Raw genomic sequence first — 21105 nt, forward strand, 5'->3', positions numbered from 1 at the left:
CTTGCCTGTTGTTGAGAATGGTACAAGATATTAGTTCGATCGCACAAAGTGCCGCGGCTTCTGCTACGCTGGGCGTGCCGACTTCTTTGACTACAATATTTGAAGGGTTGGGGACTTCTACGGAACTTAAAATGTCAGCAGCAAAGGTTTTTAACGGCCAGTTTCGGGCTTGACAAAGTTCCAGCAAGCCGACTTCACCTGCTTTAGTATCTATTGTAGCAATACCTGCGATCGCACTTTCCGCTAAATGATAAGCACGGCATACTTGTTTAATCGCTGTTTCGATTAATTCTCGCCCTGTTCCGCGTTCACAACCTATCCCTACCCACAACACTCTGGGATGCCACTGAACCTTTGGCAAAACAGATTCCGGCGAAAATCTTCTCTGGGTGAAACTAATCCAAATTCTGGCTTTGATAGTTGATAGATTTTCCCCATCCCAATACAAAGAATGTTTTTCTGGCAGACTGTTTTGCCACAAAGTAGAACCAACTTCTTGAATTACTTCGACAGTTTCCCCTCTAGCAAGAGCCGCCGCCACTCCTGTCCAGTCACCTTCGCCCCGCCTCCAACCGCTGGGAATCTCTAGCATATCTAAAGTAAATTCATCGTTCATTATTCAGTTATCTATTCTGTAGTTTCACTGCGACCGCAATCTTAAAAAAAACTTAACACTCTGTTTAGTGAAAATTTTGGTATAATTGTAGCACAAACTACAAAAAACCCAACATTTAAGATGGTAGAACTAAATCAGTTACTGTTAGAGTTTGAAAGCAACCTCAAATGGGAAGGAGTGACAAAAGAATGGAAAGAGCGCCGGGAAAGTTGGGTTAGCGATGTGGCAGCATCAGTTAACCTGACATATCTAGCAGAATTGCTAGTTGAATTGGAATCTAACTTGCAGTGGGAATCGGTGGATATTCAGTGGCAAGAGCGTCGAGACCGTTGGGTAGAAGAATGTCTGGGAGCATCGATTGTTCAAGAAGTATCAAGTTTATTGCTGGAACTAGAAACCAATACGAATTGGGAAGCCGTGACCGATGAATGGCAGCATAATCGCGAGAAATGGGTACAGCAAATGCACAAGTTTAAGGAGTAGTTTCGACGTGTCAGAGCCTGTATATATTGCGTTTTCAGGCTCTAAAATTTCCTAATGACTAATGACTAATGACTAATGACTAATGACTAATGATTCATTTTTCTGCAAAACCCCATTCATTAAAATATCTGCCAGTCCTTCAGCCATTTCCTGTATTTGCTGCCGAGAAGGATTCGGTTCCATAATCGTATTTTCACTGAAGGGCGCGACTGCAAACATTCCCACAAATACCTGAGCGACAATTTTCGGATTCATATTTGGATAAACTTGTTTTTCCATCGCCGTTTCCAAATAAAGCCTCAGCCACATAGCTCATTATAAAAAACCAACACTCTCAATCAATAAAATTTGTACAAAAATAGCACAAACTGCAAACAAGACAAAATTTAATATGGTAGAACTAAACCAATTACTGTTAGAGTTTCAAGCCCACCTAAACGGGGACGCAGTGACGGAAGAATGGAAAGAACGTCGCAACTGTTGGATGAGCGAGGTGTCAGCAGCAATTGACGAAAAACACCTAGCCAAATTGCTAGTTGAATTAGAATCAAATTTTCAGCGAGAAGCGGTACAAAGTCTCTGGAAAATGCTCCGTGAAAGTTGGGTAGAAGAATGTCATATAGCATCGACGCTGGAAGAAGTATCAAGTCTATTGCTGGAACTTGAAAGCAATACAACTTGGGAAGTAGTGACGGATGAATGGCAGAAAAACCGGGAGAATTGGGTACAGCAAATGTACGAATTTATAGAGTAATTGGGGATTGGGGATGGGTGACGGGTTATTGGTTATAACTGAGATATTGCACCATTCTCAATTAGCCGTAGGGGCGGGTTCGCCAACAGCCTTAAAGCTTGCAAATAGGTTCTATAAACCCGCCCGACCCCACGAAAAATCCTCTTATTGATATTGCTGCAAGATATCGGTTATAACCAATAAATAACCAATAAATAACCAATAACTAATAACTAATGACTAATTATTGATCTTTCTGCAAAACCCCATTCAGAAAAATATCTGCGAGTCCTTCGGCCATTTCCTGCATTTCCTGGGGCGAAGCATTCGGCTCCATAATCGTATTTTGACTGAAACCCGCGACTGCAAACATTCCTAAAAATACCTGAGCCACAATCTTCGGATTCATCTTCCGATAAACTCCTTTTTCCATCGCCGTTTCAAAAAAAGCCTCAGCAACATCGCTCATTTTTCCGATGACTTCCAACTGAATTCTGTCGCGCAAATCCGGGTGAAATTGCGCTTCCAAAAAACACACCCGCATCATGTCGCTATTCTCGCGGATATTCAGCATCCGCCGCCGCATCACCTGAGCCACTGCTTTGTAACTGCCCATCTCGCTCAATTCTGTCAGCAAATCCGTCAGCAACTCCACCCATCCTTCCGTCGCTACCTCAATCAAAATCGCTTTTTTATTATCAAAATGCCGAAATAGCGTACCCTCTGCCACCCCCGCCGCCGCTGCTAAATCGCGAGTTGTCGTGCCGTCGTATCCGCTGCGGGCAAACAACCGCTGAGCGGCTTGTAAAATCCGCTTCTTGGTTTCTGTTTCAGAAGGAGGAGACTGATTAAAAATTCGCATGGCTTTGCAATCGGTAATTGGCGACTTGGAACTACGGGTTCGGGACTGAAGGGCTAAATAATGTTAAGTTTTAAGTTGTGCGCGGCTTTTATCCCAAACTTAAAACTCCTCGCCGGGCCCCAGACCCTTTTTGAGATTTGCTGTATCAGCCTAACATCTGGGGCGCAACAGATCGCTTATGCCTCCAAAAATCTTTATCCTGAGAAAAGAATTCCTGGCCACCGAGCACAAACATTTTTTTGTTTGACAATCCAAAATCTAAAATCTAAAATCTAAAATCGAATGACCCCGCAGTTCCAAAAACCCCGTGAAGCGAAGCTATCCCGTAGGGAATCGCCCGATCGCCAAACTCGATTCATCGCATCCCTGCTCGCCGCTGTACTGCTGTGGTGGGGAATTTCGCCCGAAATCGCCCTCGCCCGCCCCAACCCCGCTAGCGGCTCCCAAACAGTCTCTGTTCAACCATCGCTCGATCGAGTAATCAGCCAAGTCAGCGAATTTAAGCTCGACAACGGCATGAAATTCATCGTACTCGAAAGGCCCAGAGCGCCCGTAGCATCGTTTCTGATTCACGCCGATGTAGGCGGGGCAAACGAACCCGACGGTCAAACAGGTGTCGCCCACTATCTCGAACATTTAGCCTTCAAAGGCACGCCAAAAATCGGCACTACCGACTACCAAGCCGAAAAGCCGCTGCTAGAAAAACAAGACCAACTCTTCGAGCAAATGCAAGCAGCCAAGGCCAGCGGCAAAACTGAAGAAGTCGCCCAATTAAAAGCAGAATTTGACAAAGTTGAAGCCGAAGCTTCGCAATTTGTCAAGCGCAATGAACTCGGCAAAATAGTGGAACAAGCAGGCGGAGTCGGACTAAATGCCGCTACTTCCACCGACGCCACAATGTATTTTTACAGCCTTCCAGCTAACAAGTTAGAAATGTGGATGTCGCTGGAATCCGAGCGATTTCTCGAACCAGTATTTCGGGAATTTTACAAGGAAAAACAGGTAATTTTAGAAGAGCGCCGGCTGCGAACCGAGAATTCTCCGATCGGACAAATGGTTGAAGCTTTTGCCAACAAAGCTTTCTCTGCTCATCCCTACCGCCGCCCCGTAATTGGCTACACTGAAGACATTAAAAACCTCACCCGCAGCGACGTGCAGAAGTTTTTCGACACTCACTACGTCCCCAGCAAGCTGACTGTTGCGGTGGTAGGAGACGTGAAAGCTTCGGAGGTGAAGCGACTCGCTCAAATTTATTTCGGCCGTTACAAGGCTTCACCCGCGCCTCCAGAATTGCAGATTGTCGAACCTCCCCAAACGCAAACTAAGGAAGTGACGCTGCAATTAAAAACTCAACCTTGGTATTTGGAAGGGTATCACAAACCGGCGATGAATCATCCCGACAATGCCATTTATGAAATGATTGGTTCTTTGCTCAGCGATGGCCGCACTTCTCGGCTCTACAAATCTTTGGTAGAAGAGCAGCAATTGGCGCTGGCGGCTCAAGGTTTCAGCGGTTATCCGGGCGAAAAGTATCCGAATTTGATGTTATTTTATGCTCAAACTGCTCCGGGCCGCACGGTTGATGAAGTAGCCTCCGCTTTGAGCAAGGAAATCGATCGCCTGAAAACTGAGCCGGTTTCTGCTTTGGAATTAGATCGCGTGAAAACTCAGGCGAGAGCCGATTTGTTGCGATCGCTCAATTCTAATATGGGCATGGCATTTGCGCTGGTGGACTATCAAGTAAATACCGGTTCATGGCGAAATTTGTTCAAGGAATTGGATGCGATCGCCGCTGTTACTCCCGCTGACATTCAGCGTGTCGCTCAGGCAACTTTCCGCCCGGAAAATCGCACGATTGGAAAGCTTTTGCCACTGTAAGAAGAAGGTTCTGTAACGGATGTAACGGATGTAACGGATGTAACGGATGTCAGTTCGATGTCCGGCGGAAGAAGGAAGAAGGAAGAGGGAAGAGGGAAGAAGGAAGAGGGAAGAAATACTCGTTTCCAGGCTCTGCCTGGGAACGCATATCGGCGAGGCTCTGCCTCGAATTGTCAAATTAGGAAACATTGGAGAAAGAATGAAAAGGACTAAATTGAGACTGAAAAAAGTAAAGTTATTTCTGCTGTCACTTTGCTTTTTTACTGTTTCACTTGGCACGTTTAATTTGTTACCTTCCTTTGCGGCGGCACCCAAACACTACGACGAATTAACATTTCCCCCGCTGGCAGAAATTAAACTGCCTAAATATACTCGCTTCGAGCTAAAAAATGGCATCCGGGTGTATCTGATGGAAGACCGGGAACTGCCGTTAGTCGGGGGAACGGCTCTATTTCGCACGGGCGAGCGTTTTGAACCTGCCGATAAAATTGGATTGGGAGGTTTGACGGGAGAAGTGATGCGAACTGGCGGTACGAGCCGGCATACGGCTGATGAATTAAATCAGTTGCTAGAACAGCGAGCAGCTTCAGTAGAAACGGGGATTGATGTTAGTTCAGGCAGCGCTAATTTTAGTGCTTTAGCTGAAGATTTGGAACCCGTATTTGACTTATTTGCGGAAGTGATTCGGGAGCCAATATTTGCTCAGGAAAAGTTGGATTTAGCGAAGAACCAAACTCAAGGTGCGATCGCCCGCCGCAATGACGATCCTGACGGTATTACCGGCCGCGAGTTTGAAAAGTTAATTTACGGCGATCGCAGTCCTTACGCGCGCACGGTAGAATACAAAACCCTCGCCAATATTTCCCGCGACGATTTGGTGAGTTTCTACCAGAAATATTTTCATCCCAAGAATATGATTTTGGGTATTTCTGGCGATTTTGATACAGCTAAAATGCGATCGCTCGTCGAGCAAAAATTTGGCAACTGGCAACCGAATCAAAGTGCAGCAGTGCCTCCGCTACCAACCGTATCGCCAGCAAATGGCGGCGGCATATTTTTGGTAAATCAGCCGCAATTAAGTCAAAGTTACGTGCAAATGGGACATTTGGGTGGAATGCTCAACAGTCCAGATTACGGTGCTTTGGATGTGATGAATGGGGTTCTCAACGGTTTCGGTGGCCGTTTGTTTAATAACGTGCGATCGCGCCAAGGCTTAGCTTATTCAGTATACGCGGCTTGGAGCCCGAGATATGACTATCCGGGGGTGTTTTTCGCGGGAGGCCAAACGCGATCGGACGCAACAGTACCGTTTATCCAGGCAATTCGGGCAGAGATCGATCGTATCCGCACCGAACCAATTACCCAGGAAGAATTAGCTTTTGCTAAAGATTCCACCCTAAATTCATTCATTTTCAAATTTGAAAATCCCAGTCAAACTTTGTCGCGATTAATCCGCTACGAATACTACGGTTATCCCGAAGATTTCATTTTTCGCTACCGCCGCAGCATCGAAGCAGCAACAATTGCCGACGTGCAGCGCGTAGCCAAGACTTATTTGAAACCGGAGAATCTGGTAACATTAGTAGTGGGAAATACTGCGGCAATTGAACCGCCGTTATCGAGTTTGGGAACTTCGGTGAAAGTGCAATCTGTTGATATCACAATTCCCTCCGCTACTTAATTGGTAACAAAGGCTTGCATTCCTCTCTTTTCAGGTAGGGAGACGGGCTTTCGCCCATTGATGTCAACTTCAGCCTAAAACCCTTGATAAATATCGCTTTTAGCTGAGTCTAGATCCCCCTAAATCCCCCTTAAGAAGGGGGACTTTGAGAATATTCTTGTCCCCCCCTTATTAAGGGGGGCTAGGGGGGATCGAGGCTTAATCGTCCGACAGCAGACTGATACTACGTTTGACGTTAAGTTGACACCAATGGACTCTTGGAGTGTCCCTACGTTTTGCTAAAAATCAATGCTCAAAGGTGCTCTGGGAAACGGAATCACATCCCGAATATTCCCCATTCCCGTCATAAACTGCACCAGCCGTTCAAATCCCAAACCAAACCCAGCGTGAGGCACAGTACCGTAGCGGCGCAAATCCAAATACCACCACAATTCCTCCTTATTCATACCCTGCGCTTCCATGCGTCGCTCCAACACATCCAGCCTTTCTTCCCGCTGCGAACCGCCGATTATTTCCCCAATATTAGGAGCCAAAACATCCATTGCTCGCACCGTTTTCTCGTCCTCATTTAAACGCATATAAAATGCTTTAATCCCGACGGGATAATCGCTGACTATTGTCGGCTTTTTAAACAAATCCTCCGCCAAATAGCGCTCGTGTTCCGACTGCAAATCCAAGCCCCAACTTACCGGAAAATCAAACTTTTTGTCTGCTTTTTCCAAAAGTGCGATCGCCTCAGTATAAGTAATCCGCTCGAACTGATTATTAATGATATTTTCAGCAGTAGCCAAAACCGTTTTATCAATGCGCTCATTGAAAAACTCCATATCTTCCGGGCAACGCTCCAAAACGTATTTAAAAATGTACTTTAAAAACGCCTCAGCCAAATCCATATCTCCCTGCAAATCGCAGAAAGCCATTTCCGGTTCAATCATCCAAAACTCCGCCAAATGTCGCGAAGTATTAGAATTTTCCGCTCGGAAAGTCGGGCCAAAAGTGTAAACATTGCCGAAAGCCATCGCCATAACTTCCGCTTCCAACTGCCCGCTAACTGTTAAATAGGCGCGCTTTCCAAAAAAGTCTTTAGCATAATCAACCTCTTGCGAATCAGTGCGCGGCACATTCTTTAAATCAAAGTTGGTAACGGCGAACATTTCCCCCGCACCTTCGCAGTCGCTAGCAGCAATAATCGGAGTATGAACCCACAAAAAACCGCGTTCTTGAAAAAATTGGTGTACCGCCGCCGAACAAGCATTGCGGACTCGAAAGACAGCACCGTGGGTGTTTGTGCGCGGCCGCAAATGCGCGATTGTCCGCAAAAATTCAAAGGAATGGCGCTTTTTTTGCAGCGGATAAGTTTGCGGGTCTGCATCGCCATAAACTTGTACTTGTGAGGCTTTCAACTCAATTCGCTGTCCCTTCGCCGGAGATGCTACCAGCACACCCGACACTTCTAGAGATGCACCTGTATTCAGTTGTTTCAGTACATTTTCAAAATCTGGCAAATCGGAATTTATGACTACTTGCAAGTTAGCCATCGCCGAACCATCGTTGACTTCCACAAAGGCAAATTCTTTCAATTCGCGCTTAGTGCGAACCCAGCCTTGAACAGTTACAGTTTCGTCGGGTTCACCAGCGCGCAAAATTGCTGCTATTCGTTGATTTGTCATAATATCCACTCCTGTTTATTTAATATTTTGCACCATATTTCTCTCTTTTCTCTTCCTCTGCGCCCTCTGCGCCCTCTGCGGTAAATAAAAAAATCAAAAATTCTAACTCCCAACATCCTTCAACCTGCATAGGATTTCAAAATCCAACCGATCAAAATGCCAAGCCCCCCAAAGCGAACTGCTTGCCAAAAAGGTTGTTTTATGCTTCCCCAAGAAAACAGGCTGCTTTCTAAATTCAACTCGATAGTTTCCAATTCTTGCTCAATTTCCCGCAATTCTTTTTTGAGTTGCGGCAATGGATTTTTGCGCCCCGACTGGCGGATTTCTTCGCGCCGATGGCCGAGTTCGACTTGGCGCTGTCGATCGACCTGAATTTGAGTGTACCGTTCTTTGACTGCTGCGAGCGATCGCTCAACTGCTGCGAGCGCTTGAACAAACTCACTTTCTTGCTCTTCCCGATTTAACTCTGACGGCTGTTGAGGCATTTCGATCTGCAAACCTGACAATAATAATAAAAAAAACCGATTTCCAATTAAGTTGTTATTATATGCAGTATATTTTTTAAATTCAGAAACGGCTGCCAAATCCGTATAATTGCCAATTATGCTTGAAACTACACAAACAACCCAAACTGTCAACCTCAACGAGCTGAGCACTGTAGAACTAGCCCAAGCTCTCGCCGCGCGCCTCGCCATCTCCGAAAAAGATTGGCACCGCCTCAAAGCCAACCGTTCTGCGCGGGCCTGCGAGCAAGCTGCGGCCGCTTTGGTCTTTTTGCTCAAAAAACAGCCTGAAGAAGCTCTCCCGCGCTTAAACCAAGCAGCAGGATGGCTGGATCGATCGATATCTGCTCCTCCCTGTCCCACCCACGGCAAATAATTAGATTGCTTCGTTGTTCGTAACCCTTGGCGGTTTTGAGTTGGGAGTTTTGACTTGAGTAGTCGCTCAAAACTTAGACAATCGCGCCGCCCGATCGAGCAGCGCGATTGTGAGTTCAAAAGATTTATACTTTTTTAACTCAAAACTCACATTTTGCATTATGATCAGCTATCAATAGCCAGAGCGTTCAAATTCTCACTGCAAGCTTCAGCCCGAGAACGAAAAAAATTCCAGGTCTAGCTGAGGTGAAAACTGCTGCTTTCATAGCGGTGCTAGCGCAAGCGAGGCAGTCGGTAGGGACGGGCAAGTTCTTTGCACAGCCGTAACTCTGTACCTTCAGAATTCCACTCTACCCGATCGAATATTTGGTAAAGAATAAACAACCCCCTACCACATTCCTGTTCCACATGGGGTAGTCCAGAGTTATCTGCAACCTCCTCTGCGAGGAGACTGTCGCAATCATCGGTATAAAGGTTGCAACTGCAAGGGGCCTTAAAGCCAGAACCTTCATCCGATATCACCCACCAATATTGGTTTTGGACGATCGAAAAACGGACTCCAACAGTTTTACCGGGATCTAATTTGTTTCCATGCTTAGCAGCATTTACCAAAGCTTCTTGAAGCCCCAACCGCAATTCCGCTTGCCAGTAATCTGGCACCTCTGCTAGGAGCAGATCCAAAATAGGACAAAGGTATAGAGTAGAAGCGAAGCTAATCGTAATCCAATTGCGTCCGACGGGACGAGGTGAAATAGCAATCACTCAGAAAACTCCCTAACTTTCAGGTGGATAAAGTTCACACCCTGCATAGTTGGCTCCCTAGTATTCAAAATGCTAATTAATTGAGCGGCGCAGCTCTACTTCTATCTTAGAGTATCAAAGCAATTAAGAACAGCAAACCACGTCACAAAATATTCAGCGATTCTGAGAAACTTCTGCAGAGAACCATCAGTAATTTTACTTATAAGTTCTCCCAGCAGCTAAATTTTTGAGCTCAGCTTTTGCCAAGTAGCAACCAAACGGCTAGTTGCATCCCCGAAGCCGTCAACACCTCTTGAACAAACGATCCCCACCTGGAAAAGCTCGCAAATAACTATAAAAAAGTCGATCCCTTAACCCTCGCCAATCAGGTTCGACCCTCGCAGCCCCGGCCAAGCGCCATCGCCCAGAACTTGCTTTTGCCGCCAAACAGCAAAATTATCATACCTAGGGATGTTGCAGCCAAAACGCGATTTATTTTCCTAAATGCGATCGGGTCAAATATCTCCCATTGCTGCGCCCCTCACAAAATCAATATTTGTTACAAAACTTATTAATCCTGAGTGCGTGAGAGCGCGAGATCTCAACTCGCCCAAATTGACCAATCCTTTGCGGGCGAAACTCCGGGGCGTTGGCCAAACTATATAAATCTGAATGTCGCGATACAATAGTTAAAGTAAATAATTATTTCTTTACATTATGCAAGCAAACCCAGCCATAACCGCTGCCCCCATAGCTGGCACTTACTGGCAGTGGCGAGGGCATTCAGTATACTACGTTAGATCCAGCGATCGGCATCCAGAACGCCCTCCCCTGCTGTTAATTCACGGTTTTGGAGCCTCCACAGACCACTGGCGCAAAAATATTAGCGGCCTGAGCAAAGACTTTGAAGTGTGGGCGATCGACCTTTTGGGATTCGGGCGATCGGCAAAACCCGAATTGCAGTACAGCGGCGACCTCTGGCGCGACCAACTCCACGATTTTATCACCAACATCATCGGCCGGCCCGCCGTACTAGCCGGCAACTCCCTCGGAGGCTACGCCGCCTTGTGTGTAGCAGCCGGGCGCCCCGAATCAGCAGCCGGACTCATATTAATCAACAGCGCCGGCCCCTTCAGCGAACCGCAGCCCGCACCCGAAGCCCCGCCCTTGCAAAAAGCCATATCTGCAGTAGCTAAAACCTTATTTCAGCAAGATTGGGCAAGTTTTCTGCTGTTCCAGTACGTGCGCCAGCGATCGACAATTCGGAAAACCCTAGAAAAAGTATATCTCGACCAAAGCGCCGTCACAGACCAATTAGTAGAAGAAATATACCTTCCCTCCTGCGATCCCGGCGCCCCCAAAGTATTCGCTTCCGTATTCCGAACACCCCAAGGCGAAAAAATTGACGTATTACTTAGTCAATTAACCTGCCCGTTGCTAATGCTGTGGGGAGAAGGCGATCCGTGGATGAATTCCACAGAAAGAAGCGCTAAATTTCGCAAACACTATCCGCAGTTAACAGAACACTTTATCAAAGCTGGTCACTGTCCCCACGACGAAGTACCAGAACAGATAAACGAACTGATTCGCGCATGGATAATTGACAAGGGCATAGGGCATGGGGCATAGGGCATGGGGCATAGGGCATGGGGCATAGGGCATGGGGCATAGGGCATAGGGCATGGGGCATGGGTTACTGATTATTGGTTATTAGAACGAATAACTAACAAGAAACATAGGACAAATAACCAATAACCAATGACTAATGACTAATGACTAATGACTACTGACTAATGACTAATGACTAATGACTACTGACTAATGACTACTGACTAATGACTGATGACTTCATTTAACTTTCTGGTTAATCTCAACTCAAACATTCTGAGGAGACGGAAACAATGACCCGCAAAAAGACTCGCCGCAATTTTATATTGAGCAGTATAGCTGTTGCCAGCGGCATTGCAGGTGCTAAGGCGATCGACCAGCAGGATCGGGAAATCGCAGCCGCACCCAATAACCAGGCGGCCGCCACAGTAAAAATGCCAGAACGACTGTTAGGCAACACCGGGGTGAAAGTGCCGATTTTCGGTTTGGGTGGGGCAGGACAAACACCGCTGTCGCAGCCGGGAAGAGAAGCAGAAGCGGCGGCGCAAATTGAACGCGCGATCGAACTAGGCATTAGCTATTTTGACACGGCGGCCGAGTACGGGCCCAGCGAAGAAAACTTAGGCAAAGTTTTGCCCAAATATCGATCGCGCCTATTCCTAGCCACAAAAACCTCCGCCAGAGACAGAGATGGCGCCTGGAGAGACTTAGAGCGATCGCTCAAAAGATTGAAAACCGATCGACTAGACTTGTGGCAACTCCACCACGTCTCATTCCAAGCCGAATTAGACCAAATTTTCAGTGCTAAAGGAGCAATAAAGGCGATCGAAGAAGCCAAACAGCAAAAAATAATTCGTTTTTCCGGCATCACCGGACACCACGAACCAGCCATCATTGCCGCAGGCTTGCAGCGCTATCCTTTTGACACAACATTAATCTGCCTCAACGCCGCCGAAAAACATCATCCGCGCTCCTTTGTTACCAGCGCTTTACCAGTAGCCAAAGCCAAAAATATCGGCGTCATAGCCATGAAAATACCAGCTTACGGCAAATTATTTCAGAACGGTGTTTTAGATGGAATGCACCAAGCAATGGGCTACACGCTTTCACTTCCCGGCGTGCACTGCTGCGTCATCGCCGCCGACTCAGTAAAGCAATTAGAAGAAAATTTCAAAGTCGCCCAAGCATTCAAACCCCTGAACACAACAGAAATGGCAGCACTTGAAAAACGCACCGCCGCCGCTTGGCAAGAAAATACATTTTTCCGACAGTGGACTTAAGATATCAACTCCAAAATTCCCTTTTTCATCTGTGTTTATTTTAGTGTTTTTATTGTGGCGCGGGCGTCCCGCCCGCGAGCTCAAATCCACGCTTCATCGGAATTATTCATCTCTCTTATCTCCCTCTGTGTTCTCTGCGTTCTCTGTGGTTAAATCCTTCCGATCCAACCGGAAACGATATGAATCATAGTTTTGTATGAAAACTCAAGTCCTCACTACGAACCTACAACGTTTATGTTACCAAACTTGATATCATCTGCGGTGAAAATACCTCAAATCACAAAACAAGGCGAGCCAACCCGCTCGCCTTGTTTATTATCATAAAAAATGCACTTTGTCAACAGCACAGAGCTACTTTTTTTTCCGTTTAGCCTTATCTAACCGCCTGCGATCGCGCCACTCAACCGCCGTCAAATAAGCAACCCCGCCAGTCACCGTCAGCAGTAGTACAAAGGCCACTAAAACGAGAAAATTAGCAATCGAAAATTCCACAACCCCTCTTCCTCTGATTTTACATTTTATACTTTCGATTTTAGATGAAAAATGTTAACAATTAACAGTTAAATGTTGACTGCTAACTGTTAACTGTTAACACTCCCTTCACACTGCGGGCAACTCTTCCAAAATGGTAAACCTCACATGATTAATTGCCAGACTTCCCACGGAAACCTCCTCCTTGTTTAAAGGAAGACCGCCGCTAGTGAGACTTTGAAACCGAATTCCCTTGCCAATTTCTACGTGATACCAAGCCAAACCCATAAAAAATCGCAACGGATAAGGGCCTCTGTCTTGAATATCATCAGGATTAGATTCCATCGGCACCCAGCCAAAACCCGGAATGTAAAATTCCAGCCAAACGTGATTGAAATCCGGCTCCAGCGACACACCTTTTCTGTCACCAAAAGCCGGACACTTGTAGCGGCCGATCGTGCGGCAAGCAATGCCGTTTAACCTAGCCAAAGCTAACAAAAGTCCCACGTATTCGCCGCAGGAACCGATACCACGGCGCAGCACAATATCGGGAGTGTCAATGTGAGGCCTAATTCCGTAAGAAAGTTGATCGTAAACAAAATTACGAATGCTCAGCAATTGCCTGAGAATGTTAGTTTCCGAGCCAATGGCAGCCACAGCAGCCGATCGCACAATCTCCGTATCCATCGCCAAATTGTCATTATCAACCAAATACTTAGCTGCAAACTCCGGCGACAGCTTCGGACTCTTTTCGACATCTCTAGGTGACAACTGATACTTAATCGATCGAACTTCTAACAAAGCCTTCCAGCCAAAAATTCGGCGTTCCCCAGGGTGCAGCCGATCGAACTTAAACACCGCCACCCGTTCTCCTTCCTGAATTTCCTCAGTAAAAGGCATTCCAATCGGCGTAATTTTCCTGACCTTTTGCCGGTGAGTTTGCGAAGGCAAAGCAATCCGCCACTCCAAATTTTCGATTTCTACCTCATCGAGGGGAGACAGTTCCTCCACATAAGACATTTCCATCAAAAAACCGTTTGACAGAGCGTAGCGGTCAGCTTCATTGTAGTGAAAAGATAAAGGCTGAATAAAAGTGCGATCGCGCTTCGTCAACTGAAAAGGATCTTCCGAATTCGGGTCATCCCGGATGTAAAGTTCATCCCCGGCATAAGCCACGTACAGAACCTCTTCCCCGGTTTCGGAATCCTTGTGAAAAGCCAAACCCGAAGGCGACTCAAAGGGAGTCAAAACACTAAATTTAATCTCCCCAGTTCCCCGTTCCAAACAGTAAACAGTTTGCTCAGTCTTGTCACAAACCCAAATTTCCTCATCCCGGACTGTGATATTTTCTACCCCAATACCGGGAGCGTAAAACCGAGTAATTTCCCGACCAGTTTTCAGGTCAAAAACCAGAATCGAGGCTAATCTCTGGCAAGTCACATAAAGCGTAGATTTCCAAACAGCAATCCCGTCAGCACGATAAGAAAGTGAAACAAAATGTTCCGGTTTGAGTTCAGTTATCGCCCCGTCCCGAATTGCGCCCCGACAGCAACAAATATCCTCATCCCGCGCAAACCAGAGAGTATCTTCCGAAATAGCCAGCCCCGTTGCGCCGGCAAACTTAGCCGTTTGATAAGGATTCAAAACAGTAGTGTTGTCACTTTCTCGATCGATCTCCAATAGCAGCCCTTCGGCGCGATCGACAGCGAACAACCTATTTCCTAAAAAAGCAATGCCGTGCAGTGCCAAGACTCCGATGGGTCTTACCATCCGCAGCCCCGAAGGCTGTTTGTCCGAGAGAACAGGTGAATCGAGATTCATGCTAAATTTCTTGCCGGTATTGTACAGAAAACCTGATTTGTAACTTGTAGCCGATCGCTTGAGGTTCACCAGCAAAATTGCCGAGTTTCCTGATATCCAGGACTGACGCATCAACGAGGTGTTTTTACGAAAAGACCCGTTGTAGCCTCTTGCTAGAGTTAAAAGACCCCGAATATTAGTCTTTGTCAAAGTTGGGTTTAACAAGCTCAACCCAACCTGCTGCTGTGAATGGAAGTAAGTATAACTACTAAGCTACCACTGACAAACGCGACAGAGAATTCTATGTTGAGCAGAGCGACCCAAATAATCGTATCTGCCTGAAGATATAAATTAAGTACAACAGATTACTATATCGGTCAAAACCTTGGATAGAATAAAACCGTGCGATAAAGTTCCTAGGTTCATCAGAAGGCAGGTTCGTCATGGCTTTGAAGTCTGCTCTAAATATCGGTGCTCTTTCCTTAATTCTGTCTTTAGAGGCAGTTGCCGCCGGTAGTTTTTTAATACCAGCAGAGGCTCTCAACAGCCCCGCAAACATTGTCCAGCGCGCCTCACCACCGCAGCTACCCATCAACTGGCAAACAGTTCAACCCGCCCAAGCAAGCGGAAGCAGACCGAACAGCGAGCAATTGGGAGCCGCGTGGAATAGCTTTCAACCGCCGGAGGACGGAGTACCCGGAAGGCGGGAAGGGGGAGGAACCCGCGGCTTAGAATGCCCCACGGCCACAACTGCCTTAACTGCCTTGATTCCCCAATCAACTATGGGGCAAACCATATCAGCAAAACCGACATTTTTCTACTACCTTCCCGTAGCCCTCGACAAAACAGTTCAGTTTGAGTTAGCAGACGAAAGAGACAAAACACTATACAAAAAAAGTTTTCGTATGGTAACTAGCCGTGCAGGTATTGTTAGCGTCAGCCTCGGCTCCGACGAGAACTCGCCAGCCCTGGAAGTTGGCAAAAACTATCAATGGTACTTTACTATCAAATGCAACCCAAAAAATACAACAGATGATGTTCTCGTTTCCGGGTGGATCAACCGCACCGCACTCGCCCCAACCGTGAAAACCGAGTTGGATCGATCGTCCGACCTCACCAAGCTCAGCATCTTCGCCCAACAAAATCTCTGGTACGAGTACCTGGCAACTCTAGCTCAATTGCGTCTCCAGTCTCCCAGCGATGCCAGTTTAGCGATCGAGTGGTCAGCAGTGCTCAACTCAGTCGAACTCGGCAAAATAGCCCAAGAACCCTTAGTCGCCAGTGAAATAACACCGATCACAAGAAAATAATTCAATACCAGTTTCACGCAAAGAATGCAACGGTAGGCCCGTGTCCCAAACCCGGATAGCCATAAGTCAGTCGATTTTAGATTTTAGATTTTAGATTTTAGATTTACTTGCTGCATTGAATCTGGGAGCAGGAACAGGAGTCTAAAATTTTAGGATCTACACTGATGAGCGTTCGGGGCACGGTATCCGTTTTTGGGCGAGTCATTGCCAAATCTCAAATCTCACATGGTATGAGGGGTGCAGCAAGTACGAAAAACTCGGTTTCGAGCGCGGTATTTGGCAGCGCCCCAGATGATTTTTGCCTGTTGGGGGTTGTTTGGTCGATCGTCCTAAATAAATTAAAATTTTTGTACCGCTCGGCAGTTCGGACTTCTGGCATATTGAAAGCCGGACTGTGGAAATTTTGATGGTCAAATTTCGCCTAATACTAAATGATAAACTGGCATAGTCAAGCAGGCGACAAACTTATTTTAGAGAAATTATTAATTATGCGCCCGAATGCAAATATTGCACTATTTCGGTTGGGGATTTCACTTCTAACTGCGCTGCCGATGGCTTGCTTTTATGCCAATAAAGCTATATCCCAAACAAAGGATATTTCTCAGTTGCCCGTCGCCGCTGACAACTCAGCAGATACGGGCAATCAAGTATTAGCACTGCAAAAACTGGAAATCAAGCAGGATGAAACAGCAACAAACTTAAATCAGCTTCCCGATGCGATCGAGACCAACCCTGAACCAGAAACACCATCGAACCCCGCCGAGAACAGCCAAGAAGCCTGTGCCACAATTGATGAAACTGCTTGTGGTACGGGCATCTTGCCCGTAGCAAAAAATCTGGTTGACAACCAGCCCCAATGTCAGAACCCGCTAGATTGTAATTTTTTAGCCCAGAACCCGCAGACGCCACCGGGAAACCTCCCGCCCGACTTAAACCGCGATCGAGTACCAGATCGGCTGTTACCGTTGCCGCCGACTCAGCCAGATCCAAATCGCGATCGATTTCTGCAACCTGCCCCGCAGCCTTCCCCAGAACCTCCCCAAGTACCGCCCACAGTAGCGCCACAGTCCCCGTCGCCAGTTCCCCCAACGCTGCCGAATACACCAATTGAGGTGCAGAAAATTCAAGTAGTTGGCAGCACAATTTTAAGCCAAGACGAAATTAATGCCTTAGTCAACCCGTTAGAAGGCCGTTCTACCACCCTAGAACAGCTCAAACAAATCGCCGACAAAATTACCGAAATTTACCTCAATCGTGGCTACATCACTTCGAGAGCAGTCTTGCCGCCCCAAACTATCACCGCAGGGGTAGTCCAAATTCAAGTGATTGAAGGCAAGCTAGCCCGAATTGAGGTAGAAGGAACTAAAAGATTGAATCCGAGTTACATCCGTAGCCGGATTCGACTCGGTGCCGGAATGCCTTTAAGCACAGCTTCATTAGAAGACCAACTCCGGCTGCTGCGAGTCGATCCTTTATTTGACAATGTAGAAGCCAGTCTGCGGGCTGGGGATAATGAAGCCGAGAGCATTCTGATCGTCCGAGTCTCGGAAGCTAATCCATTTCAACCTAGTTTCAGCATTGACAATTACTCGCCTCCCAGTGTCGGTTCCGAAAGATTGGGAGTTAGTTTGCGGCACCGCAATATAACAGGAAATGGCGACGAACTGGCAGGGGCTTATTATCGATCGATCGGCGATTCAGACGTGTTTGATTTCAGCTATCGCGTGCCGCTAAATGCAATGAACGGCACTTTGCAATTGAGGGCGGCACCGAACCGCAACAGTATTGTACAAGAACCTTTTGATAGTTTTGATATTTCGGGAAAATCGCATTTATTTGAAGTTAGTTACCGCCAGCCACTGCGGAGAACGCCGATCGAAGAATTTGCCTTGTCTGCTGGTTTTACTTATCAGACAGGCAGAACTTTTGTCGCTGGCGAACCTGTTTCTTTTGGCATCCGCGAGGAGTCCAAGGGTGTCAGCACTACGAGCGCAATTAAGTTGGGACAGGACTACATTCGGCGTGACCCGCAGGGTGCTTGGGCCGTGCGATCGCAATTTACGATCGGCACTAGCTTGTTTGATGCTACTCAATACGAAGGTTCTGATCCCGACGGACAATTTTTTAGCTGGCTGGGTCAAGTGCAGCGAGTACAGCGATTGAATGACAAACATTTATTAATTTTGCAGGCTGACTTGCAGTTGTCAGCTAATAGTTTGTTGCCTTCCCAGCAATTTGTAATTGGTGGCGGGCAATCTTTGCGTGGCTACCGCCAAAATGTCCGTTCTGGCGATAACGGCTTCAGAGTTTCCATCGAAGATCGGATTACTTTGCAGCGCGATGCTTCGGGAAATCCCAAACTTCAATTAGCTCCATTTTTGGATGCGGGTACGGTATGGAACGTTGCGAGTAATCCTAATAAATTAACCAATCAGACATTTTTAGCAGGTCTGGGTTTGGGGGTAATCTGGGAACCGATACAGCGGGTGAACCTGCGCGTAGATTACGCTTTTCCTTTGGTGAGAATTAGCGATAAAGGCGACAATCTGCAAGATAAAGGAATTTACTTCAACATAATTTATACGCCCTAAAATGAGCGATTTGCTGCTCTGCTACCCATATAAATTGTCTGTGATGGCAGAGGGGAGATGGGAAGAGTGGGGGAGTGGGAAATGAAGAAAATATTTCCTTCTTCCTTCTTCCCTCTTCCCTCTTCCCTCTTTCCTCTTCCTTCCACATCCGATATTAATCGCCGACTTCCCCGACAACCTCCGCAGCAGCCTGAGTTTCGAGCCAGAGTTTGAGCAGCAAGAGCTCCGCCCGATCGCCCAACACAGTCGCAAACACGCCCTGGGCCCCCTCAGACGCGCCAGAAATCCACGTACCCCGCAGAGTCACTTCTACAAAGTCAGCATCAGCAACACAAAGGGCGATTGCATCATTGTCGTTTCGGCGCGCCTCAGATTCCAACAGAGACAGCGCCGGCAAATTCGCGGGCAGCAAAAATGCCGCAGTGCTCGGTTCGACGCTGATGCTTTGACCAACTCGCATAGCCAGCACCACTCGCAGCGCCACTAACTGTTCGGGAGATTGAGCCAAACGCTCTAGGTTAAAGCCCGTTTCAGTATAAGTCAACTTCAGCATATTGACAGCCCTAAATTTGGAATTGAAAGTTGAAAATTGATAATTGAAAATTGGTAATCGGGAATTGGGAATTGAGAGTTAGGGGAGATTTTAGACGAGCATTACGCATCAATTTAAAATCTAAAATCTAAAATCTAAAATCTAAAATTCTTCCCATTCCCTATTCCCCAATTTGATATTCGTGCCAAAACAGTTCGGCAAAAGCAACAGTGGGGTGTATGGGGGCCTTCGGCTTAGTTCGCAGAGTCATTCCAGCTTCTACGGGAGTTCGATCGCCCTTACGAGAGTTGCACCGTTCGCAAGCAGTCACCACGTTGTCCCAAGTATGCGGGCCGCCCTTCGATCGAGGCATCACGTGATCCAGCGTCAAATGCCGATTGCTACCGCAGTATTGGCAAGAATGAGCATCGCGGCGCAGAACTTCCCGGCGATTAACCGGGGGCACTTTCCACAGGCGTTCCCTGTTACCAAAAGTCAAGCGGATTTGTTCGGGTACGTGGATGCTGGTGCTGGGCGATCGCACCAGCCAGCCGTTGCCAATGCTAAAATCAAGAGGTTCAGCCTTGCCTGTTACCAACAGTACGATCGCCCGTTTGATGTTGACACGGCTCATCGGTAGGTAATTCTGAGAAAACACCACCACAGATTGCCTCAATACATCAGTTACTACGGTCACGGCTTGCTCCTCCTCATTTGGATTTTGGATTTTAGATTTTAGATTTTAGATTTTGAATTTTGCTTGCTTCGTCAGCATTGGCTACATCTGATTTTTTGCCAGTTCCCCAAGCCGATCGAATTTATCAAATATCCAATCAAATGCCCCCGCTTCTCTTACTTAGAAGCGGGGGCCAGAAAAACTGCTTTCATGCAAATTTTCATTCTGTCTTGGTACAGTTGTTTAGCTGTACCTCCCGCTTCGCGTATCTCGATATGGCTGTGCCACTTGCAGACCGTGCTGGTCTACCTCGTTGTAATTAATTTCTGCAATTTGTCCTAATCCACTATAACCGGGTTTAATTGAGCCCCGGCCCGCCCACGAGGTCGCTGCGACGGTCGCAAAACCCGTTTTAAAGGCGTGCCGTGACGACTCTGAGCGACCCGTGGGGCGATCGCACTTCAGTTGATAGGTGGAGTAGGTGGGGAGAAATTTCAAAGTCGGCAGAAAGTGGTAAGAGACCTTTAAATCTAGCTTTAAACATACTACACTGATATTACACATCTGTCCACCCGTCACGGAGAAAAAATTATGCATACCCTACCTAGAACCTCAACCACCGAAATGGAAGTCACCAGCATTCGACTCGAAAGAGAACTCAAAGAGAGACTTAAAGATCTCGCGGGCAATCAAGGCTATCAAGCTTTGATTCGAGATTTGCTCTGGAATTACGTGCAGCAGAAGTCTGGAGAGTATCGGCAGATGTTTTCTCGATCGGATATTCGAGCCAGCATTAATGCCACAGCACAGCAGGAGGAACGCTGCGCGCTTACAGGAGAGTTGATTCGACCGGGCGGGCCGATGTTATTAGGCCTGACAATGCACGGCGAAATGGTGCCACTGAGTATGGGGAGTATGGCTGGATAAACCAGATACATTTAACCCGGTAAATCTAGGAATCTACCTAAATCTACTGTGTATGGCATAATCTGGAAAGCTGCAAGCTTTCCAGACATGGAGGTATCCCTCAAAGCTTTCAACAAAATATTGAAAGCGCCATTTAAATCTCTGTCCAGAGTGTGTCCGCATTCTGGACATTTAAACGTTTTTAAACCGCCCAACTTACTATGAATATGACCGCATTTTGAGCAAGTCTTACTGGTGTACTCTTCTGTCACGTCTACTACAACACAACCGTACTTGGATGCTTGATGCTTCGGGAGCATCCCGATTTTGTAAATATCCCAATAAATGATATAATTTTACATTTTTTAAACCAACGGCTTCCCCAAAAA

The 21105-nt window shown here is 46.9% G+C and carries 21 protein-coding genes and 1 pseudogene; 11 read left to right on the forward strand and 11 right to left on the reverse strand.

The features are described 5' to 3' along the window. Nucleotides 1–616, reverse strand: a 616-nt coding sequence (locus QUB24_RS12060) for a cobalamin biosynthesis protein (protein WP_333153392.1), incomplete at its 3' end; no start/stop codon positions are given. Nucleotides 617–736: 120 nt separating this feature from the next. On the opposite strand from QUB24_RS12060, the gene QUB24_RS12065 reads away from it, so the two are divergent. Next, a complete protein-coding gene (locus QUB24_RS12065) occupies nt 737–1099 on the forward strand; it encodes a hypothetical protein (RefSeq protein ID WP_333153393.1) in 363 nt (120 codons plus the stop codon). A 72-nt stretch (nt 1100–1171) separates the two neighbouring features. Here QUB24_RS12065 and QUB24_RS12070 read toward each other — a convergent pair whose 3' ends face one another. Next, nucleotides 1172–1408, reverse strand: a complete 237-nt coding sequence (locus QUB24_RS12070) for a hypothetical protein (protein WP_333153394.1) — start codon at nt 1406–1408, stop codon at nt 1172–1174. Between the two features lie 82 nt (nt 1409–1490). Here QUB24_RS12070 and QUB24_RS12075 point away from each other — a divergent pair, with 82 nt between their 5' ends. Continuing rightward, entirely contained in the window at nt 1491–1853 is a 363-nt protein-coding gene (locus tag QUB24_RS12075; RefSeq protein ID WP_333153395.1) for a hypothetical protein, read from the forward strand. Nucleotides 1854–2076: 223 nt separating this feature from the next. On the opposite strand, the gene QUB24_RS12080 is transcribed toward QUB24_RS12075, so the two are convergent. Then, entirely contained in the window at nt 2077–2694 is a 618-nt protein-coding gene (locus QUB24_RS12080) for a helix-turn-helix domain-containing protein (RefSeq protein ID WP_333153396.1), read from the reverse strand. 282 nt (nt 2695–2976) lie between these two features. On the opposite strand from QUB24_RS12080, the gene QUB24_RS12085 reads away from it, so the two are divergent. Next, on the forward strand, nt 2977–4572 hold the full coding sequence (locus QUB24_RS12085) for a pitrilysin family protein (protein ID WP_333153397.1): 1596 nt from the start codon (nt 2977–2979) through the stop codon (nt 4570–4572). Nucleotides 4573–4771: 199 nt separating this feature from the next. Next, the gene (locus tag QUB24_RS12090) at nt 4772–6253 is read left to right on the forward strand and encodes a pitrilysin family protein (protein WP_333153398.1); all 1482 of its coding nucleotides are present in this window, start codon (nt 4772–4774) and stop codon (nt 6251–6253) included. 278 nt (nt 6254–6531) lie between these two features. Here the strand turns inward: QUB24_RS12090 and asnS are convergent, their stop codons facing one another. Together asnS and QUB24_RS12100 are read right to left on the reverse strand one after the other, a co-directional pair. After that, a complete protein-coding gene (gene asnS, locus QUB24_RS12095) occupies nt 6532–7923 on the reverse strand; it encodes an asparagine--tRNA ligase (RefSeq protein WP_333153399.1) in 1392 nt (463 codons plus the stop codon). Between the two features lie 119 nt (nt 7924–8042). Then, nucleotides 8043–8408, reverse strand: coding sequence for a DUF2203 domain-containing protein (locus QUB24_RS12100; protein WP_333153400.1), 366 nt, complete (start codon nt 8406–8408; stop codon nt 8043–8045). A gap of 118 nt (nt 8409–8526) precedes the next feature. On the opposite strand from QUB24_RS12100, the gene QUB24_RS12105 reads away from it, so the two are divergent. Further along, a complete protein-coding gene (locus tag QUB24_RS12105) occupies nt 8527–8802 on the forward strand; it encodes a DUF6439 family protein (RefSeq protein ID WP_333153402.1) in 276 nt (91 codons plus the stop codon). A 272-nt stretch (nt 8803–9074) separates the two neighbouring features. Here the strand turns inward: QUB24_RS12105 and QUB24_RS12110 are convergent, their stop codons facing one another. Continuing rightward, nucleotides 9075–9563, reverse strand: coding sequence for an anti-sigma regulatory factor (locus tag QUB24_RS12110; protein ID WP_333153403.1), 489 nt, complete (start codon nt 9561–9563; stop codon nt 9075–9077). 696 nt (nt 9564–10259) lie between these two features. Here QUB24_RS12110 and QUB24_RS12115 point away from each other — a divergent pair. Then, nucleotides 10260–11171 (forward strand): alpha/beta fold hydrolase, encoded by a 912-nt coding sequence (locus QUB24_RS12115; RefSeq protein ID WP_333153404.1) that lies wholly within the window; start codon nt 10260–10262, stop codon nt 11169–11171. A gap of 272 nt (nt 11172–11443) precedes the next feature. After that, nucleotides 11444–12430, forward strand: coding sequence for an aldo/keto reductase (locus QUB24_RS12120; RefSeq protein WP_333153405.1), 987 nt, complete (start codon nt 11444–11446; stop codon nt 12428–12430). A gap of 351 nt (nt 12431–12781) precedes the next feature. Here the strand turns inward: QUB24_RS12120 and QUB24_RS12125 are convergent, their stop codons facing one another. Then, nucleotides 12782–12922, reverse strand: a complete 141-nt coding sequence (locus QUB24_RS12125) for a hypothetical protein (RefSeq protein WP_333056396.1) — start codon at nt 12920–12922, stop codon at nt 12782–12784. 108 nt (nt 12923–13030) lie between these two features. Further along, nucleotides 13031–14722: a transglutaminase domain-containing protein gene (locus QUB24_RS12130; RefSeq protein WP_333153414.1), complete on the reverse strand. Its 1692-nt coding sequence runs from the start codon at nt 14720–14722 to the stop codon at nt 13031–13033. A gap of 422 nt (nt 14723–15144) precedes the next feature. Here QUB24_RS12130 and QUB24_RS12135 point away from each other — a divergent pair, with 422 nt between their 5' ends. The 3 genes from QUB24_RS12135 to QUB24_RS12145 all read left to right on the forward strand — a co-directional run bounded on the left by QUB24_RS12135 (nt 15145) and on the right by QUB24_RS12145 (nt 18602). Next, on the forward strand, nt 15145–16011 hold the full coding sequence (locus QUB24_RS12135; RefSeq protein WP_333153406.1) for a DUF928 domain-containing protein: 867 nt from the start codon (nt 15145–15147) through the stop codon (nt 16009–16011). A 164-nt stretch (nt 16012–16175) separates the two neighbouring features. Beyond that, nucleotides 16176–16418, forward strand: coding sequence for a hypothetical protein (locus QUB24_RS12140; protein ID WP_333153407.1), 243 nt, complete (start codon nt 16176–16178; stop codon nt 16416–16418). A 24-nt stretch (nt 16419–16442) separates the two neighbouring features. Continuing rightward, nucleotides 16443–18602 (forward strand): ShlB/FhaC/HecB family hemolysin secretion/activation protein, encoded by a 2160-nt coding sequence (locus tag QUB24_RS12145; RefSeq protein ID WP_333153408.1) that lies wholly within the window; start codon nt 16443–16445, stop codon nt 18600–18602. A 154-nt stretch (nt 18603–18756) separates the two neighbouring features. Here QUB24_RS12145 and QUB24_RS12150 read toward each other — a convergent pair whose 3' ends face one another. After that, the gene (locus QUB24_RS12150; protein ID WP_333153409.1) at nt 18757–19155 is read right to left on the reverse strand and encodes an alr0857 family protein; all 399 of its coding nucleotides are present in this window, start codon (nt 19153–19155) and stop codon (nt 18757–18759) included. Between the two features lie 160 nt (nt 19156–19315). Beyond that, a complete protein-coding gene (locus QUB24_RS12155; RefSeq protein ID WP_333153410.1) occupies nt 19316–19831 on the reverse strand; it encodes an HNH endonuclease in 516 nt (171 codons plus the stop codon). A gap of 570 nt (nt 19832–20401) precedes the next feature. Here QUB24_RS12155 and QUB24_RS12160 point away from each other — a divergent pair. After that, nucleotides 20402–20737 carry a hypothetical protein gene (locus QUB24_RS12160; protein ID WP_333153411.1) on the forward strand — a complete coding sequence of 112 codons (336 nt, stop codon included), beginning with the start codon at nt 20402–20404 and terminating at the stop codon, nt 20735–20737. Between the two features lie 89 nt (nt 20738–20826). On the opposite strand, the pseudogene QUB24_RS12165 reads toward QUB24_RS12160, so the two are convergent. Beyond that, a pseudogene (locus QUB24_RS12165) lies at nt 20827–21036 on the reverse strand (zinc ribbon domain-containing protein); the annotation flags it as partial. Between the last annotated feature and the right edge of the window lie 69 nt (nt 21037–21105).

This window comes from Microcoleus sp. B9-D4, from assembly GCF_036705105.1.
Taxonomy (GTDB): domain Bacteria; phylum Cyanobacteriota; class Cyanobacteriia; order Cyanobacteriales; family Microcoleaceae; genus Microcoleus.

Excerpts from the sequence above, each read along its gene's own strand:
- QUB24_RS12090 (WP_333153398.1), top strand. The coding sequence starts at position 4,772 with ATGAAAAGGACTAAATTGAGACTGAAAAAAGTAAAGTTATTTCTGCTG.
- QUB24_RS12115 (WP_333153404.1), top strand. The coding sequence starts at position 10,260 with ATGCAAGCAAACCCAGCCATAACCGCTGCCCCCATAGCTGGCACTTAC.
- QUB24_RS12145 (WP_333153408.1), top strand. The coding sequence starts at position 16,443 with ATGATAAACTGGCATAGTCAAGCAGGCGACAAACTTATTTTAGAGAAA.
- QUB24_RS12100 (WP_333153400.1), bottom strand. The coding sequence starts at position 8,408 with ATGCCTCAACAGCCGTCAGAGTTAAATCGGGAAGAGCAAGAAAGTGAG.
- QUB24_RS12140 (WP_333153407.1), top strand. The coding sequence starts at position 16,176 with ATGAGCGTTCGGGGCACGGTATCCGTTTTTGGGCGAGTCATTGCCAAA.
- QUB24_RS12150 (WP_333153409.1), bottom strand. The coding sequence starts at position 19,155 with ATGCTGAAGTTGACTTATACTGAAACGGGCTTTAACCTAGAGCGTTTG.
- QUB24_RS12135 (WP_333153406.1), top strand. The coding sequence starts at position 15,145 with ATGGCTTTGAAGTCTGCTCTAAATATCGGTGCTCTTTCCTTAATTCTG.
- QUB24_RS12070 (WP_333153394.1), bottom strand. The coding sequence starts at position 1,408 with ATGTGGCTGAGGCTTTATTTGGAAACGGCGATGGAAAAACAAGTTTAT.
- QUB24_RS12160 (WP_333153411.1), top strand. The coding sequence starts at position 20,402 with ATGCATACCCTACCTAGAACCTCAACCACCGAAATGGAAGTCACCAGC.
- asnS (WP_333153399.1), bottom strand. The coding sequence starts at position 7,923 with ATGACAAATCAACGAATAGCAGCAATTTTGCGCGCTGGTGAACCCGAC.
- QUB24_RS12080 (WP_333153396.1), bottom strand. The coding sequence starts at position 2,694 with ATGCGAATTTTTAATCAGTCTCCTCCTTCTGAAACAGAAACCAAGAAG.
- QUB24_RS12085 (WP_333153397.1), top strand. The coding sequence starts at position 2,977 with ATGACCCCGCAGTTCCAAAAACCCCGTGAAGCGAAGCTATCCCGTAGG.
- QUB24_RS12105 (WP_333153402.1), top strand. The coding sequence starts at position 8,527 with ATGCTTGAAACTACACAAACAACCCAAACTGTCAACCTCAACGAGCTG.
- QUB24_RS12075 (WP_333153395.1), top strand. The coding sequence starts at position 1,491 with ATGGTAGAACTAAACCAATTACTGTTAGAGTTTCAAGCCCACCTAAAC.
- QUB24_RS12065 (WP_333153393.1), top strand. The coding sequence starts at position 737 with ATGGTAGAACTAAATCAGTTACTGTTAGAGTTTGAAAGCAACCTCAAA.
- QUB24_RS12120 (WP_333153405.1), top strand. The coding sequence starts at position 11,444 with ATGACCCGCAAAAAGACTCGCCGCAATTTTATATTGAGCAGTATAGCT.
- QUB24_RS12130 (WP_333153414.1), bottom strand. The coding sequence starts at position 14,722 with ATGAATCTCGATTCACCTGTTCTCTCGGACAAACAGCCTTCGGGGCTG.